Annotated in this window: 11 protein-coding genes and 1 pseudogene; all 12 read right to left on the bottom strand. The window is 64.8% G+C overall.

The features are described from left to right. Window positions 1-316: 316 nt before the first annotated feature. The 12 genes and pseudogenes from murA to dnaA all read right to left on the bottom strand — a co-directional run bounded on the left by murA (window position 317) and on the right by dnaA (window position 16,883). Complete coding sequence (gene murA, locus AC1DW2_RS33320) at window positions 317-1,612, bottom strand: UDP-N-acetylglucosamine 1-carboxyvinyltransferase (RefSeq protein ID WP_014491005.1); 1,296 nt, start codon at window positions 1,610-1,612, stop codon at window positions 317-319. Between the two features lie 255 nt (window positions 1,613-1,867). Next, window positions 1,868-2,335: a hypothetical protein gene (locus tag AC1DW2_RS33315; protein ID WP_441499531.1), complete on the bottom strand. Its 468-nt coding sequence runs from the start codon at window positions 2,333-2,335 to the stop codon at window positions 1,868-1,870. Window positions 2,336-2,576: 241 nt separating this feature from the next. Further along, complete coding sequence (gene gyrB / locus AC1DW2_RS33310; RefSeq protein ID WP_166347611.1) at window positions 2,577-5,012, bottom strand: DNA topoisomerase (ATP-hydrolyzing) subunit B; 2,436 nt, start codon at window positions 5,010-5,012, stop codon at window positions 2,577-2,579. A gap of 282 nt (window positions 5,013-5,294) precedes the next feature. Next, a complete protein-coding gene (locus AC1DW2_RS33305) occupies window positions 5,295-6,038 on the bottom strand; it encodes a hypothetical protein (protein WP_441499530.1) in 744 nt (247 codons plus the stop codon). 140 nt (window positions 6,039-6,178) lie between these two features. Further along, window positions 6,179-6,365: pseudogene (locus AC1DW2_RS33300) on the bottom strand (hypothetical protein); the annotation flags it as partial. A gap of 164 nt (window positions 6,366-6,529) precedes the next feature. Continuing rightward, window positions 6,530-9,070, bottom strand: a complete 2,541-nt coding sequence (locus AC1DW2_RS33295) for an arylsulfatase (protein WP_477008054.1) — start codon at window positions 9,068-9,070, stop codon at window positions 6,530-6,532. 143 nt (window positions 9,071-9,213) lie between these two features. Further along, entirely contained in the window at window positions 9,214-11,382 is a 2,169-nt protein-coding gene (locus tag AC1DW2_RS33290) for a hypothetical protein (RefSeq protein ID WP_477008058.1), read from the bottom strand. Between the two features lie 106 nt (window positions 11,383-11,488). After that, window positions 11,489-12,232, bottom strand: a complete 744-nt coding sequence (locus tag AC1DW2_RS33285; protein WP_477008053.1) for a hypothetical protein — start codon at window positions 12,230-12,232, stop codon at window positions 11,489-11,491. 119 nt (window positions 12,233-12,351) lie between these two features. After that, entirely contained in the window at window positions 12,352-13,488 is a 1,137-nt protein-coding gene (gene recF, locus AC1DW2_RS33280) for a DNA replication/repair protein RecF (RefSeq protein ID WP_441497860.1), read from the bottom strand. Between the two features lie 90 nt (window positions 13,489-13,578). Next, entirely contained in the window at window positions 13,579-13,944 is a 366-nt protein-coding gene (locus tag AC1DW2_RS33275) for an endonuclease domain-containing protein (protein WP_441497861.1), read from the bottom strand. 127 nt (window positions 13,945-14,071) lie between these two features. Further along, complete coding sequence (dnaN, locus tag AC1DW2_RS33270; protein WP_014491013.1) at window positions 14,072-15,190, bottom strand: DNA polymerase III subunit beta; 1,119 nt, start codon at window positions 15,188-15,190, stop codon at window positions 14,072-14,074. Between the two features lie 280 nt (window positions 15,191-15,470). Beyond that, on the bottom strand, window positions 15,471-16,883 hold the full coding sequence (dnaA, locus tag AC1DW2_RS33265) for a chromosomal replication initiator protein DnaA (protein WP_063980098.1): 1,413 nt from the start codon (window positions 16,881-16,883) through the stop codon (window positions 15,471-15,473). Window positions 16,884-17,046 lie beyond the last annotated feature (163 nt).

Genomic DNA, 17,046 nt, shown 5'->3' with positions numbered 1-17,046 from the left:
CGTCGATACCAACCGCGATGATATCCATGGTCACCCTTCCTTGCCTAATCGGGCTTCGCACTTTGCGGCCCAGGCGACTGTTCGGGTTCAATGGACTAACGGACGGGGCACCTCTCTCACCCACGGCCTGCAACGACCTGGGGGTTTGCGGGCTCCCGTCCGTCACCGCAACGTCTACAATAGCAGACCTGCGGCGCTTCGACTTACAAGGGGTATGTCTCCGCGAATTCAAATCAGAGTGGATTCGCGGAGACATACCCCTCATCCGGCGCTTCGCGCCACCTTCTCCCACAAGGGGAGAAGGGAAGAGGAGCCCTCAGCCCTTCCTCTCCGGCACGCGCCTGATCTTCGCGCCGAGCGCGTTCAGGCGTTCGTCGATGCGCTCGTAGCCGCGCTCGATCTGGTCGGCGTTGTTGATCGTGGAGGTGCCCTCGGCGCAGACCGCGGCGAGCAGCATCGCCATGCCGGCGCGGATGTCGGGCGAGATCATCGATGCCCCGCGCAGGCGGCTGGGGCCGGCGATGATGGCGCGATGAGGATCACAGAGAACAATTCGCGCGCCCATGGCGATCAGCTTGTCGACGAAGAACATCCGCGATTCGAACATCTTCTCGAACATCAGGATCACGCCGTCGCATTGCGTGGCGGTGACGATCGCGATCGACATCAGATCGGCCGGGAAGGCCGGCCAGGGCTGGTCTTCCAGCTTCGGCACGTGGCCGCCGAAATCGTCCTGGATCTTCAGCGTCTGGTTCGAGGGCACGATGAGATCGTCGCCCTCGATGCGGCAGACGATGCCGAGCCGCTCGAACCCCATGCGGATCGAGCGCAGATGCTCGACGCCGGCGCGCACGATGCGAAGCGGGGAGCGCGTGACGGCCGCAAGCCCGATCAGCGAGCCGACCTCGATATGATCGGGCTGGATCCGGTAGGTCGTGGCGCCCAGCGTCGCCGGTCCATGCACGATCATGGTGTTGGTGCCGATGCCCTCGATTCGCGCGCCGAGCGCGACCAGGAAATTGGCGAGGTCCTGCACATGCGGCTCGGAGGCCGCGTTGCGCAAATGGGTGACGCCGTCGGCGGCGACCGCCGCGACCAGCGCGTTCTCGGTTGCGGTGACGCTCGGCTCGTCCAGAAACACGTCGGCGCCGGCGAGCTTTGCCGCGCGGAATTCGAGCCGGTCGGTCGCGGTGACCTTGGCGCCCAGTTGTTCGAGCGCGAGCACATGGGTGTCCAGGCGGCGGCGGCCGATGACGTCGCCGCCGGGCGGCGGCAGCATCACTTCGCCGCAGCGGGCGAGCAGGGGGCCTGCGAGCAGGATCGAGGCGCGGATACGGACGCAGAGCTCGGGGTCGAGGTCGGCGGCGCGGATGCTCTTGGCGTGGATGTGCAGCGTATTGCGGGCGGTCCATTCCGCCGCCGCGCCGACCGAGCGGATCAGCTCGACCAGCGTCTCGGTGTCGCGGATCCGCGGCACGTTCTCCAGCGTCACCGGATGCTCGGTGAGCAGGGCGGCGGCGATGATCGGCAGCGCCGAATTCTTGTTGCCGGACGGCTCGATCGAGCCCGAGAGCCGGTGACCGCCCTCGACAATGTACTGGATGGGCGCCACGGGGTTCTCGCTGTCCTGTTGGGTGGGGCTGTTTCGGGCGGAAACTACAGAGAATTGAGCGCGGGAGCAATTGCGGCGGCCACCGGCCGTTGCCGATCCGTTAGCCTCGGAGAGGCTGCCAATCCCTCATGGTGAGGAGCGCGGAACGCGCGTCTCGAACCATGAAGGCCCGGATATCTCGCCCGCGGCCATCCTTCGAGACGCCCGCTTCGCGGGCTCCTCAGGATGAGGCTGGGTGCTTGTAGGCGCGGGTGGTCAGAACAGCCCGATGATATTCGCGACCACATACAGGATCGCGATCAGGATCAGCGCGCCGATCATGACGAAGGAAATCTCGATCGCGATGGCGCCGGTGCCGAGGATGGCGGCCACGGCGGCAAGGAGCCGCTCCTCCCGAAAGATCAGCGCGAGGACCGAGAGCAGGATGGCGAGCAGGCCGAGCGAGATCGCGGTGGCCGAAGCGGTTTCGCTCCAGCTCCGTCCAGCCGATTTCTCGACCTTGGGGGCCTGATACTCCACGCCCTTCACGCGCGCGATCACGCGGTCCTTGATGCGATGGCCGCTGTCGACGATGACCTGGTCCGCCGGGGGCGGCGGGAAGATCATCGGCACCACCCAGTGCGGCAGCACCGCCGCCATCAGCGCCAGCACACCGACAATGCTGCCGATGATGCCGAGACGGCGGGAGGGGAGGGCGGAACTGGTCGACGCGGAGGCGATCATGGCATGGCGTTTTCCCGGCCGGAATTGGCCTTACGGGTTCATGCCGTTTCGTCGCGATGGTGGGGGGTGAGGTTCAGCGATGCTGGGATCGGCCTAACCGTCATGCCCAGGCTTGTCCCGCCTGCGCGGCCGAAGCCGCTTCGGCGAGGCGAAGGCCCGGGCATCCACGTTCTTTGTTCCGCGGAGCAAGGCGTGGATGGCCGGGACAAGCCCGGCCATGACGCTGCGGAAGCAGCGCGCCTCAGATATCGATCGTCGCGCTCAGCGAGTGTTCCTGGATGAAGTCGCGGCGCGGCTCGACCACGTCGCCCATCAGCTTGGTGAAGATGTCGTCGGCCTCGTCGACCTCCTTGACCTTCACCTGCAGCAGCGAGCGCGCATCGATGTCCAGCGTCGTTTCCCAGAGCTGCTCCGGGTTCATCTCGCCCAGACCTTTGTAGCGCTGCAGCGTGATGCCCTTGCGGCCGGCGTCGGTGACCGCTTCGAACAGGTCGACCGGGCCGTAGACCATGTGCTCGACGTCCTTGCGCCGCAGCTTGCCGGGGCGGGCATAAACGTCCTGGAGCTTCACGGTGTATTCGTCGAGCTTGCGGGCTTCGACCGAGCCCAGGAAGGCGGCGTCGATGACGGCGGCTTCCTTGACGCCGCGCACGGTGCGCTCGAACTGGAAACCCTGGCCTTCCACGTACTGGCCGACCCAGCCGCGCTCGACCTCCTCGGCCTGGTTGTCCAGCCGTCCCGCGATGTATTGTGCCGCTGCGGCGGCTTTCTCGGGATCGCCGTAGATCGCCTTGTTGAGCACGCCGGTGATGGCGGCCTGCTCGATCACCTTGCGATTGTAGCGGCTGTGCAGATTGCGCAGGACGCTGCGGACGGTGCGGGCGTCGTCGACCAGCGAGCGCAAATCGCGGCCGGTGCGATCACCGCCGACGCCGGGAATGAAGACGCAGTCGTCGAGGCCTGTGTCGATCAGATAATCCTCGAGCGCCCGCTCGTCCTTCAGATACTGCTCGGACTTGCCGCGGCTGACCTTATAGAGCGGCGGCTGTGCGATATAGAGGTAGCCGCCGTCGATGATGTCGCGCATCTGCCGGTAGAAGAAGGTCAGCAGCAGCGTGCGGATGTGGGCGCCGTCGACGTCGGCGTCCGTCATCACGATGATCTTGTGATAGCGCAGCTTCTCGATCGAGAATTCGTCGCTGATGCCGGTGCCGAGCGCGGTGATCAACGTACCGATCTGCTCGCTGCCCAGCATCTTGTCGGGGCGGACGCGCTCGACGTTGAGGATCTTGCCGCGCAGCGGCAGTACCGCCTGGAATTCGCGGTTGCGGCCCTGCTTGGCGCTGCCGCCTGCCGAGTCGCCCTCGACGATGAAGAGTTCGGACTTGGCCGGATCCTTTTCCTGGCAATCGGCGAGCTTGCCGGGCAGCGAGGAGACCGACAGCGGGCTCTTGCGCGTCAGTTCGCGCGCCTTTCGTGCGGCTTCACGCGCCGCGGCGGCCTGGATCACCTTGCCGACGATCATCTTGGCCTCGGACGGGTGCTCCTCGAACCAGGCCTGGAGCGCCTCGTTGAGGACGTTCTCGACCACGGGACGCACTTCCGAGGACACCAGCTTGTCCTTGGTCTGCGACGAGAATTTCGGATCGGGCACCTTCACCGAGAGAACGGCGGTGAGGCCTTCACGGCAGTCGTCGCCGGTCAGCGCGATCTTTTCCTTCTTGGCGTTGGCCTCGGCATAGCCGTTGACCTGGCGCGTCAGCGCGCCGCGGAAACCGGCCAGATGGGTGCCGCCGTCACGCTGCGGGATGTTGTTGGTGAAGCACAGCACGTTCTCGTGGTAGCTGTCGTTCCACCACAGTGCGGCCTCGACGCCGATGCCGTTGGCCTCCGCGCGCACCATGATCGGCGCCGGTACGATCGCCTTCTTGTTGCGGTCGAGATATTTGACGAACTCCTCGACGCCGCCGGAATAGTGCATCTCCTCGCGCTTCTCGACCGCATGGCGCATGTCGGAGAGGGCGATGTTGACGCCGGAATTGAGGAAGGCGAGCTCGCGCAGCCGGTGCTCCAGCGTCGCAAAATCATATTCGATGTTCTTGAAGGTTTCCGTCGAGGCCTGGAACGTCACCTCGGTGCCGCGCTTGCCCGGCGCGTCGCCGACCACCACCAGCGGTGCGACCGCATCGCCATGGGCGAACTCGATGTAGTGCTCCTTGTTGTCGCGCCAGATGCGCAAGCCGAGCTTGCTGGACAGCGCGTTGACGACAGAGACGCCGACGCCGTGCAGGCCGCCGGAGACCTTGTAGGAATTCTGGTCGAACTTTCCGCCGGCATGGAGCTGGGTCATGATGACCTCGGCCGCGGAGATGCCTTCGCCCTTGTGGATGTCGACGGGAATGCCGCGGCCGTCGTCGCGCACCGTGACGGAATTGTCGGCATTGAGCACGACGTCGACGCGCGTAGCGTGGCCCGCGAGCGCCTCGTCGATCGCGTTGTCGACGACCTCGTAGACCATGTGATGCAGGCCGGAGCCGTCGTCGGTGTCGCCGATATACATGCCCGGGCGCTTGCGGACGGCGTCGAGACCCTTGAGCACGCGGATCGATTCCGCCCCGTAATCGCTCGGATTTGAGGGCTCGTTTTCGGCAGGCGTCTGCCGAGCAGGTTCTGTCATGAGAGGCCTTCGAGATGTCGCCCGAATCAGCCGCGCAAAAGGCGCTGATTTGCAGGCTATTTGTGCCATGAAAGACCGCTTGCGCCTAGCGCAAAGTATCTTCCGGCAACCCTTTGACGAAATAGGGATTTTTTGCCGGTTTTCAAGGCTCTCGAAGGCCGATTCTGGGGCTTGCGAAAAGGGCGATTCGAGGTCCTGTTTTTAGCTCTTGAAGGCGTGGATTTTGCGGGGCGGAGAAGCGCGTTCCCAGGCGCCGTGGCGCCTCTGAACAGGTCACTGGGTTCAGTAGATCTGATCCGGCTTCTTGTCGTCGTCGCCCAAGCTGAGGGACCAGGCCTCGCCTGAGGCCACGGTGATGGTATCGGTGCGCACCGGATAGCCCGACACGACCAGCTTGTAGGAATATTTGCCGGGCGGCAGATCCAGCGTTTGTGGGTGATCGACGCCGCCCGCGATCTTGATGGTCTGATCGTTGATCGTGAGCGAAGCCGTGTCCGGCGCGAGATAGCCGAATATCAGCCGCGCTTGTCCTGCTATCGGCAGGAAATTGGCCTTGGCTGCGGCCTCCGTATTCCGCTGCACCAGGCTGACAATGGTCTCGTCCTGCGCGCGGCCGAGCTTCAGGGTGGCCGGCCCCTTGGGGGAGGCGAAGGCGAGCTGCACATGATCGGCGGCAACCACACTGCTTTCAGGCCTTTCCTCCCAGCCGCGCTTTGCGAGCTCCGTGCGGTAGAAGGCGAGCACATCGCTGAGCTGGGCCGGCACATGGGCTTCGAGCCCGACCCGCAGCGGGATTTCGATGCCGGTCATATGGGTGGTGTTGGAGCTGGAGAAGTTGTGTTGCTTCGGCACCGGCATCTCGGCGTCTGGATCCGCCGGTGTGAGTGCGGCCGAAGTTTGCGGTGACGGGTGCGGCAGCCATCCGCCGGCGCCTGCGGCGACCAGGCCGCCCGCGAGAAGAGCGAGGCCGCACAGCGGTGGCAACCACCGTGCCGGACCTCTCATCACACGCCTCACCGTCGTCATGCCTACTCTCCGGGGATGTCGCACGTCGTGATCTTCGCGCGATGCAGCGGCTGCGACCTGGTCGCCGCGGCCTCCGGACGACTAGTCGCCTCGCGAACCGGACAGGTTCAACCTGGCCGCTAAAGCCACAGGCGGCGGGATCAATACGTCTGGAGCGGCAGCACCTCGCCGCTTGGCCCCCACGAGGAGGCCCCAGGCGTCGCCGACGGCTACGGTCAGGGTCCAGTTGCGAGCGGGCTGCCCGGGCAGGCGCAGCGCGTACTGGTAGGTGCCGGGCGGCAGGTCGAGCATCGGGCCTTGCGGCGATTGCGGGCCGCCGGCGCCGGCAACGCATCCAGCGCGCCAAATGAAGAATCCACTGCCGGCGCTCCCTTCTATACGCGATGATATTTCGCGCAGGCTTTCGAAGCGGATCCCGCCGAACGATTTCCTAGCGAAGAAGGATGAGTCGTGGCGTTGGGGCCGACATGAATCGCCACGACTTGTCGCGCTTAGTCCCTCGCCCTTTCGAGCGCGTGTCGAATGACCTTTTGCTCATCCTCCGTCATTTGCGTCGCGCCAAGCTTGAAGGTCAGCTTGTCGATCTTGCCGGTGAAGCGGAAGGGCAGCTTATAGCTGTCGTCCACCGTCGTGCGGGTGTCGCTGCCGATGTCAAACGTTTCGTCAATGGCCATAAGAAACGGAATCGTGTGCGGGATCGTCTTTGCGGCCACCAGCTTGCCATCGGCCGTCAGTACACCGGTGCCACCCTTGCCCGGGCCGGGTCCGTTGTACTTGAAGTCGAATACAATGGTGTGCTTGCCCGGCTTGAGCGCATCGGTAAACAAGTCGCGACCGCCAATGCCGCCTTCCCAGCGGTACCGTTCTAGATCGAGCAAGTTGTATACGAAGACCGGCTTGCCTTTGAGCAGGTAGAGGGCGTATCCGCCAAAGCGACCGCCTAGAGTTGCGATCATTCCTTCCGCGCCGCCCTTAGGAACGGTAACCTCGGCCGTGATCGTGTAATCCTTATTGAGAAGGCTCGGAGCGTTAGCGTCAGGGATGCCAGCGTTCTCACCAGAATATGTGAAAACGGTTCGTCCGGCGGTCGCGCTTGGGCGCGGTGTCACAATGCGGGGCAGGACCGAGTTGTCCAGCGGAAAGACCTGGTATTTCGCCGCCTCCGACAGGAACAACGCTTGCAACTCCTTGAGCTTGTCGGGATTCTTGGCTGCGAGATCATCGGCCTGCGAGTAATCCTCGGCGATGTTGTAAAGCTCCCACTTGTATTCATTGATCCCCGGCAGCTTGGCGGTGCCCAGAAGCCAGGGAGGCGCAGGCGGCGTCGTACATGCATACCAACCATCGTGATAGATGCCGCGGTTCGCGAACATCTCGAAATACTGCGTGTTGCGCTTTGACGGCGCGTTGGCGTTAGCTTGGTCGAACGTATAGGCCATGCTGACGCCCTCGATGGGCCTTTGCTTGATGCCATTGACGGTGTCGGGAGCTTGAATGCCGGTGGCTTCAAGAATCGTCGGCACGATGTCGATCATGTGATGGAATTGGCTGCGGATGCCGCCAACGTCCTTGATATGACCGGGCCATGAGATGGCCATGCCTTGCCGGGTGCCGCCGAAGTGCGATGCCACCTGCTTGGTCCATTTGAACGGGGTATCGAAGGCCCACGACCACGCCACCGACATATGCGGGTAGGTCTTGTCGGAGCCCCAATCCTCGTAATGCAGCATCAGCTCGGTTTCGGGCAGTTTCAGAATGCCGTTGTAGGCGGTCATCTGGTTCGGCGTGCCCTCGAGCGTGCCTTCGGCGCTGGTGCCATTGTCGCCGCTGATGTAGATGATCAGGGTGTTGTCGAGTTTGCCCATGTCCTCGACCGCCTGGATGACGCGGCCGATTTCGTAGTCGGTATAGGCCGCATAGCCGGCAAACACCTCGGCTTCGCGCGCGTACAATTTCTTCTGGATGAACGAGAGCGAGTCCCATTTCGGCAGCGTATCCGGCCAGGCGGTGAGCTGGGTGTTCGCCGGGATCACCCCGAGTTTCTTCTGGTTGGCGAAGATCTGCTCGCGCAGCTTCTCCCAACCCATGTCGAACTTGCCCTTGAACTTCTCGCTCCATTCCTTCTTCGGCTGATGCGGGGAATGGGTGCCGCCAGGCACGTAGTAGACGAAGAACGGCTTCTCGGGCGCCGCCGCGTTCAGTCCGTTCATGTAGTTGATGGCGTCATCCGCCATGTCGGTGATGAGGTTGTAGCCGGTCTTGCCGACCCATGGAAAAACCTGGCTCGTGTTGCGGAAAAGGTAAGGCGTCCACTGGTCGGTCTCGCCGCCCATGAAGCCGTAGAAATATTCGAATCCCATTCCGACCGGCCATTGGTCGAACGGCCCGGCCGAGCTGTACAGATAGGTTGGGGTGTTATGGTTTTTGCCGAACCACGAGGTGGCAAATCCGTTATCCCGCAGAATGGTCCCGATCGTCGCACTTTCCTGGCCAATGACGGAATCGTAGCCCGGATAGCCGGTGGACATTTCACCGATCACGCCAAACCCGACCGAGTGGTGGTTGCGGCCGGTGATCAGCGCTGCCCGCGTCGGCGAGCAGAGCGCTGTCGAGTGAAACTGCGTGTAACGCAGGCCCGCCTTGGCGATGCGATCCATGTTCGGGGTCGGGACCACCCCACCGAAGGTGCCGGTCACGCCATAACCCTGGTCGTCGGTCATGATCAGCAGCACGTTCGGCGCGCCTTTGGGCGGCACAACGGACGGTGGCCAGTATGGCTTGGAGTCCGCGGCATCTTCCTTGATCACGCCTTCGAACTTCGGAGGTTCAGGCGGAAGCTGCTTGCCATCGATGGTTGTCGTGGCGCTCGGCGAACCCGGCGTGCCGGTGGTTTGCTGCGCGAGGCAGGTCGTCTCCAGAGCACACAGCCAAAAAGCGACGGTCAGTGCGGTGCCACAAAGCAGCAAGTTGCGGTGGTTTAGTAAGCGGCTTTCTGGCTTTGAGCTATCGTCAACGTGACGGGTACGCGTCATTGCAAGCTCCCTCTTGGAGACGTCAGAACCCTGTTGACGCCTATTCGGGAGGCAATGCCGCAACGCTCTGTTGATCTAGATCAACTTTCCGCCCACGGGTCCGAAACGCCGGCTGCGCGTGGGCGCACCTGCTTCGTCGCACCTCAATACATTTGCAGCGGAAGCACGTCGCCGCTTGGCCCCACCAGGAGGCCCCAGGCATCGCCGGCGGCAACGGTGAGGGTGTCGGTGCGGGCGGGCTGACCGGGCATACGCAGCGCGTACTGGTACTTGCCGGGCGGCAGGTCGAGCATCGGGCCTTTCGGCGATTGCGGGCCGCCGGCGCCGGCCGCGATCTTGATGGTCTGCTTGTTGATCGTCAGCGACGCCTCCTTCGGCCCGATATTGCCGAGCATCAGCCTGGCCTGGCCCGCCTTGGGCATGATGTCGGCCTTGGCCGCGGCCTGCGGATTCCGCTGCACCAGGCTGACCGTTGTCTCCTCCCTGGCGCGGCCGAGCTTCAGCATGGCCGGACCTTCCGGCGAGGTGAACGCCAGCTCCGCTCGATCGGCGGTGACCGTCGCGCCGTCAGTCTTTTCCTGCCAGCCGCGCTTGGTGAGCTCTGCGCGATAGAAGGCGAGGACATCTGAGAGCTCAGCCGGAATGCTGGCTTCAAGCTCCTTGCGGAACGACTGGTCGCTGCCGGGGAATTTCGTCGAGCTGATCCCGCTCGAGCTGCGCTGCGTCGGCACCGGCAGGGCGGAATCGGGATCGGGCTTCAGCGGCTCGGTCGATTTGGCTTGGATCGGCTTTGCTTCTGCCGATTTGGCCTCAACCGGCTTCGCCGCAGCCACCATGAGGCCGGTGCCGTTGGCGCTGACATTCACCTTCGGGCCCATCTGCATCACGGTCATCGAGATCGACTTGCCGGCCTTGGAGAATTCCATCACCGCCATGTTGGGCTGGTTGATGACGGAGGGCTGCTCTTTCCAGCCCGCGTTCTTCAACGATGCGCGGTAGAAGCTGCCGAGAGCCTTCACGCTCGACGTGGAAGAGAATTCGAGCCGGCCGTCGCCGCCTTCGAACGTCACGCCTTCGGCGGTCTCGGGCAGCGGCACCGGCGTCTTGCTGTCGGCGAGCGCATTGAGCGGCGCGTCGGACAGCGCGCCGGCCTGCACTTTGCGCCGCGCTTCGTCGGCGGCGATGAGTTGCTTGGCCGCACCGAGCGCGTCACCAAGAAATTTCTCATCGGCTTCTTTCTTCGCCTTGGCGCGGGCGGCAAGCGCGGAGTCCTTCACCTGCGCGGTCAGGCTGACCATGGTGAAATCGTATTTGCGGCCGAGCCGCAGCACGCCGGTTTCCTCGGCGTTGGAGATCTTGATCGCGACCTCGTCGCCGGGCGCGAGCGGCGCGCTGCCATCCTCCTGCCAGCCGCGCGCGGCGAGCTCGCGGTGATAGAAGGCCAGCACGGCGGGCAGCTCGGCCATCGCGGCGGCCGACATCTCGCGCTTGTTGGAGCTTGCGCTGCCGAGGCCCCTGGCCGTCTTGGTCGGGTTCGGCCGCGGCAGCCCGGCCAGATCGCTATCGGCTTTGAGCTCGCTGGGCAGGGCGAAGGGCGCGACGCGGATATCGACATTGGTGCGGCCGTCGTCGCGGCGCGTCAGCGTCAGCATGACCGGCTTCTGCTGGTAGAAGCCGGTGTCCTTGCCGTCGGGGTGCGCGTAGAAGGCGCGCAGTCCGTTGGGAACGGTCTCATCCAGGCTGGTCGTCCAGCGTGCGGCGATTTCCGGCGTCAGCTTCTGCCAGCCGATCGCAGCCATCTGGCTGGTGTAGAAATCCGACGTCGCATCGAGCGCGCTGGGCGCGATGCAGCCGAGATAGGGCCGGGTCCCATCGAACATGATGTCGCTCGCGCCGTCCGGAAACGGCACGTTCCCGTAGATCCGGTCGGTCGTGTAGTAGACAACGGATTGATCGGGCCGGCCGAGGGCCTGCGTGAAGTGAACCGAAAGGCCCTGCCGTCCCTTCTTGAAGTTCAGCGTGGTGCTCTTCTCCTCCAGCGGCCTCACATAGGGCACCCAGCCGTCGGCGCTCAGGAGTTTCTTCACCGCCGGCGATGTCACGGCTTCCGGCGTCGGCATGCGGTATTCGACGCGGTAGGGATCGGGGCGCGAGGTGTCTTCCACCGCGCCCTCGAGCTGCGGCAGCGCATGGACGTCGACAATGCCTCCGTCGGCAGCGGCCGCGATCGAGCAGCTCGCCATCAGGGCAACGCCGCAGGCAAGCAGCTGCCATCGTGCCGGGACTTGGGTCCCGCGCGGGATCATCGACATCATCACGTCTCCAGGATATCGCGCACGGCTCAGGCGTGCGCATTTGCAGCCTGCGACACCGTCGGCGCGGCCTCAGACGAGAAGTCGCGGCAGAAACCCGTGAGGTTCAATACAGCAGGAGCGGCGACCAAGCCTCTCCGTCGCGCCCGATCGTAAGCTCCCAGGTATCGCCGGCAGCGAAGTTGAGGATGTTCGTCGTGGCTGGATGGCCCGGCACGCTCACCTCGTAGGAATATCTCCCGGGCTGCAGATCCAGCGAAACCGCGTAGGCGCCGGCGGCGTGCCTGATGGTCCGGTCGTTGATCGTGAGCGTGGCTTCCGTTTCGCTGATATTGGAGAACACCAGCTTCGCTTGGCCGGGCTCGGGCATCACGTTCGCATTGGCCGCGACAGATGCATTCTTCTGCACGAGATTGACGGCGGTGCTGGCGTCTTTGCGGTCGAGCGCCAGCATGCCAGGTCCGAGCGGGGAGGCGAAGGCGAGCTTGACGTGATCGGCGGAGACCACCGCGCCATCGCGCTGCTCCTGCCAGCCGAGCTTGCTGAGCTCGGTGCGGTAGAAGGCGAGGACGTCGCCGAGCTCGGCGGGCACGGTGGCCTCCAGCCTGGTGCGGAGCGGCGTTTCAACGCCCTTGACGACGGTGGTGTGCGTTCCTCGGTAGCTGTAACGGGTCGGCGCGGGCAGCTTGGCAGCAGGGTCCGGCGTGAGCGCCGACGCGAACAGCGGCGACAGATGCGGCACCCAGGCGCTGGCGCTTGCTGCGAGCATGCAGACCGCGAGCAAGAGGAGGCCGCACGCAAAGGCCAGCCATTGAGCCGGGACTCGCACCCCGGTCCTTACCGTCCGCATCTCATTCTCCAGGGTATTCGCGCGTGATGTCATTTGCGCGCTGGCGAAGGCCGTGACAGGCATCGCCGCGGCCTCAAAGGCTAGTCGCGATTGCAAACGGCCGGGTTCAACGGCGCGGTCTATCGCCGGGCGGAGACACGTCCGCTCTCGACGTCAAAGACATCGCCGCCTGCGCCAATGTCGGCGAAGGCGGCGGGGTCGGCGCCGGTCAGCCACACCTGCGCGCCGAGCTTGCGCAGCTCCTCGAACAGCGCCGCTCGCCGGTTCGGATCGAGATGCGCGACGACCTCGTCGAGCAGCAGCAGCGGCACGATGCCGGTCATCTCGGCGACCAGGCTCGCATGCGCCAGCACGAGGCCAATCAGCAGCGCCTTCTGCTCGCCGGTCGAGGCATCGCGCGCCGGCATGCTCTTCGGCGCATAGATCACCTGGAGATCGGTGAGATGCGGGCCGTCGGTGGTGCGGCCGGCGATGGCGTCGCGCGGGCGGTTGTCGCGCAGGATCTGGCGGTAGCGGTCCTCGACCGACGTCGCGGTCTCCGTGAGCAGCGCGTTCTCCATCCAGCCGTCCAGCGCGATTTGAGCGGACGGAAAGGCAGATTCCTGCGCGCGCGCGTTGAGCATGCCGGTGAGGCGCGCTGCGGTCTGGCCGCGCGTTGCGGCGACCGCGACCGCAAGCTCCGCGGTCTCGCGCTCGATTGCGTCACACCAATGGTCGTCGTAATTGCGCGTCTCGAGCAGGCGGTTGCGCGACCGCAGGGAGCGTTCGAGCGCGGAGATGCGGCTGGAATGCTCGCTGTCGATCGCCAGCACCAGGCGGTCGAAGAAGCGCCGCCGCTCGGAGGCCGCGCCCATGAACAGCCCGTCCATCGCCGGCGTCAGCCACACCATGCGAATATGGTCGCCGAAGGCGGTGGCCGAATTCACCGGCTCGCGGTCGATGCGGCAGCGCCGGCTGATCGTGCTGTCGGGGCGCGGCGCGTCGATACCGGTGCCGAGCGTGGCGAGCCCCAGCGCGCCCTCGACCTGCGCCGACACGGCCCAGGAGCCGTCGCCCTGGTTGTCGGCGACATCTTCCAGCGTGGCGCGCCGCAAGCCGCGGCCTGGCGACAGGAACGAGATCGCCTCGATGCAATTGGTCTTGCCGGCCCCGTTCGGCCCGACCAGCGCCACCATGTCGGCCGCCGTCTCGAGCCCCGCCGCCCGATAATTGCGAAAATGCGTCAGCGTCAGGCGTTGAATGCGGGAGGGGGTCATTTTAACTCGTCATTGCCGGGCAGTGCCTTCCCTCCCCCCTTGTGGGGGAGGGTGGCGCCTCACGAAGTGAGGCGACGGGTGAGGGGTATCTTACCGCCCGGCAAGCTTTGCAAGGATGTCTTCCAACACAGAAGTGGGCTGCTGTAGCACGTCATTGTTCCAGTAGCGGGCTATGGCGAAACCTTCGGCGGACAAGGCCGCGTCTCGAGCTGCATCGCTTTCTGATTCTGCATGTTGGCTTCCGTCAATCTCGATCACGAGTCTTTTCTCGAAACAGACAAAGTCGAGAATGTAGTTCTTGAACGGCTGCTGTCGGCGAAACTTGAATGTGGAGAGCCGACGATCCCTCAGCAAGCGCCACATTGCCCTTTCGGCGTCAGTCGGCTCGTGCCGCATCTTCCGTGCAAATTGGCGGAGAGGCGGGGAGGTAGGTCGATGGGACGGGTCTCGTGGCACCAACCCCTCACCCAAGTGAGTTTGCGTCAAACACCGGTGCAGCCCTCTCCCACAAGGGGAGAGGGCGCAGTAACGTGCATCGCGCTTGGTTCTAAAGGCAGTGTGCGCTGGCGAGGGAACACGTCCCTCACACCCGCATCGGCATCAGCACGTACAGCGCGCTCTTGTCGTCCTTGTCCTGCACCAGCGTCGGCGAGCCGGGGTCGGCGAGCTTCAGCGTGGCGACGTCGCCTTCGATCTGGGCGGCGATGTCGAGCAGGTAGCGCGAGTTGAAGCCGATATCGAGGGCGTCGGAGGCGTATTCGACTTCGAGCTCTTCGGTCGCGCTGCCGGAATCCGGGTTGGTGACCGATAGCACCAGCTTGCCCGGCGACAGCGAGAGCTTCACGGCGCGGCCGCGCTCGCTGGAGATGGTGGAGACGCGGTCGACCGCGTTCTCGAAATCCTTCTTGTCGACGACGAGTTCCTTGTCGTTGCCCTGCGGGATCACGCGGCCATAGTCGGGGAAGGTGCCGTCGATCAGCTTCGAGGTCAGCACCACATTGCCGATGGTGAAGCGGATCTTTGCCTGCGACAGCTCGATCGTGACTTCGGCCTCGTTGTCCTCGATCAGTCGCTGCACCTCGCCGACGGTTTTCCGCGGCACGATCACGCCGGGCATGCCGTCGGCGCCCTTGGGCTGGACCAGGTCGAGCTGGGCGAGCCGGTGGCCGTCGGTGGCAACGCCGCGCAGGGTGGCGGCCGTGGCCGTGCCCGCGGCGTGCAGATAGATGCCGTTGAGGTAATAGCGCGTCTCTTCGGTCGAGATCGCGAACTGGGTGCGGTCGATCAGCCGCTTGACGTCCTTGGCGGCGAGCGAGAACGAATGCGACATGTCGCCGGCGGCGAGATCCGGGAAATCATTCTCCGGCAGGGTCTGCAGCGTAAAGCGCGAGCGGCCGGCGCGGATCGCCAGCACGGCGCGGTCGCCGTCGGCCTCCAGCACGATCTGCGAGCCATCGGGCAGCTTGCGCACGATGTCGTAGAACATGTGCGCCGGCACGGTGGTGGAGCCCGCGGTCGCGGTTTCGGCCGGGAGCGTCTCGGTCACCTCGAGGTCGAGGTCGGTCGCCTTCAGCGACAATTTCGCGTTCTCGGCGCGGACCAGCACGTTGCCGAGGATCGGAATGGTGTTGCGGCGCTCGACCACGCGGTGGACATGACCCAGCGATTTCAGGAGTTGCGCGCGTTCGACCGTAACCTTCATTGCACTACTCGCCCGATCCCCAAGGAAACACAACGTTGGAAAAGCCGGGCGGCGGGACGCGCGCCACGGCATCGAAGACCCCGAAAAGCCGGATCATCCAGCCGATATGACCAAAGCCGTCAGGGTCGCGCAAGGTGGCGCGGAAAGCCATCCGTTTCAAGGGATTGCGGGGTGGTTCCCCACGATTTACAGCCCAAAAGGAGGGCGGCCGTCCCGGCAAACGAACACCGCCGCCCAGGCATGGCCGGGGCGGCGGGAGAATGGCAGGAGCCTTAGGCGTTTATTCCTGAAGCTGGCGCTTCAGCGACTCGACTTCCTCGGACAGCGCCGTGTCCTTGTTGACCAGCGCCTCGATCTTGCGCACGGCGTGCAGCACCGTGGTGTGGTCGCGCCCGCCGAAGCGGCGGCCGATCTCGGGCAGCGAGCGCAGGGTCAGCGTCTTGGCGAGATACATCGCCACCTGGCGCGGACGGACCACGTTGGCGGTGCGGCGCGAGGACAGGAGGTCGGAACGGCTGACATTATACTGCCGCGCCACCACGCGCTGGATGTCCTCGATCTTGATCCGCTTCGGCTCCTGCGGCCGGACCAGATCGCGGACCTCGCGCTCGGCCATCTCCAGCGTCACCGGCTGGTTGTTCAGCTTCGAATGCGCGAGAAGCCGGTTGATCGCGCCTTCGAGGTCGCGGCCGTTATGGGTGATGGTGCGCGCCAGATAGAGCAGCACCTCCTCCGGCACGTCGAAGGTGGCGTGATGGGCGCGGGCCGCGGCGACGCGCGACTTCAGGATGCCGTGCCGCAGCTCTTCGCCGAGCGAGCCCATCTCGACCACGAGACCGCCGGCGAGACGCGAGCGCACGCGATCGTCGAGGCTTTCGAGGTCGGACGGCGGACGGTCGGCCGCGATCACGACCTGGCGGCCGGCATCGATCAGCGCGTTCAGCGTGTGACAGAACTCGGCCTGGGTCGACTTGCCCTGCAGGAACTGGAGATCGTCGATCACCAGCACGTCGATGCCGCGCAGCGCTTCCTTGAAGGCGAGCGCCGTCTGCGTCTTCAGCGCGGCGACGAAGCCGTACATGAATTTTTCGGCCGTGAGATACAGCACCTTGCGCTCGTTGCCGGAATTGCCGGCCCAGGTCACGGCCTGGAGCAGATGCGTCTTGCCGAGGCCGACGCCGGCATGGATGTAGAGCGGGTTGAACATGACGGGATCGCCGCGACGCCCTTCGGCGACCTGACGAGCCGCCGCATGCGCCAGCGTGTTGGAGCGGCCGACGACGAAGCTTGCAAAGGTCAGGCGCGGATCGAGCGGCGAGCCGCCGAGCGCGTCATGATTTGCGGAGACCGGCGCAGTCGCCGTCGAGCGCAGTTCCGGCGCGGGTGCGCGGCGTGTTTCGACCGGCGCAGGCGTCTCCTTCTGCTGCACAACCGGGCGCACCGCGGAGCGAACGGTGAGATCGATGCGATGAACTTCCGGCGCCTCGGCCTGCCAGCACGACAGTACGCGCTCGGCATAATGCGCCTGAATCCAGCTCTTCAGGAAGCGCGTCGGCACCGAGAGCCGCACGCTCTCCTCCTGCACGCCTTCCAGATCCATACGGGCGAACCAGCTCGTATAGACGTCTTCGCCTACGTTCGAGCGCAGCCGGCTCTTCACGCGTGACCAGCGATCCTGTTCCGATGTGTTCATCGTCAAAAAACTTCTATTGAGAGATAAAGTTGCGTTGTGAGTGCCATGAAGGGGTCCCGCCAGGATCCTTCAAAGGGCACGACCTCGAGCGATTCCATCGTCGGACACAGCTCCGCCGTTCGGCGCGAACGCCGCGGGTCGGATTGGCGATGTCAGAGATGGA

Source organism: Bradyrhizobium sp. P3_C3 (assembly GCF_056402655.1).
The sequence above is the reverse complement of the archived record's forward strand: the minus strand, read 5'-3'. Positions and strand labels throughout refer to the sequence as shown.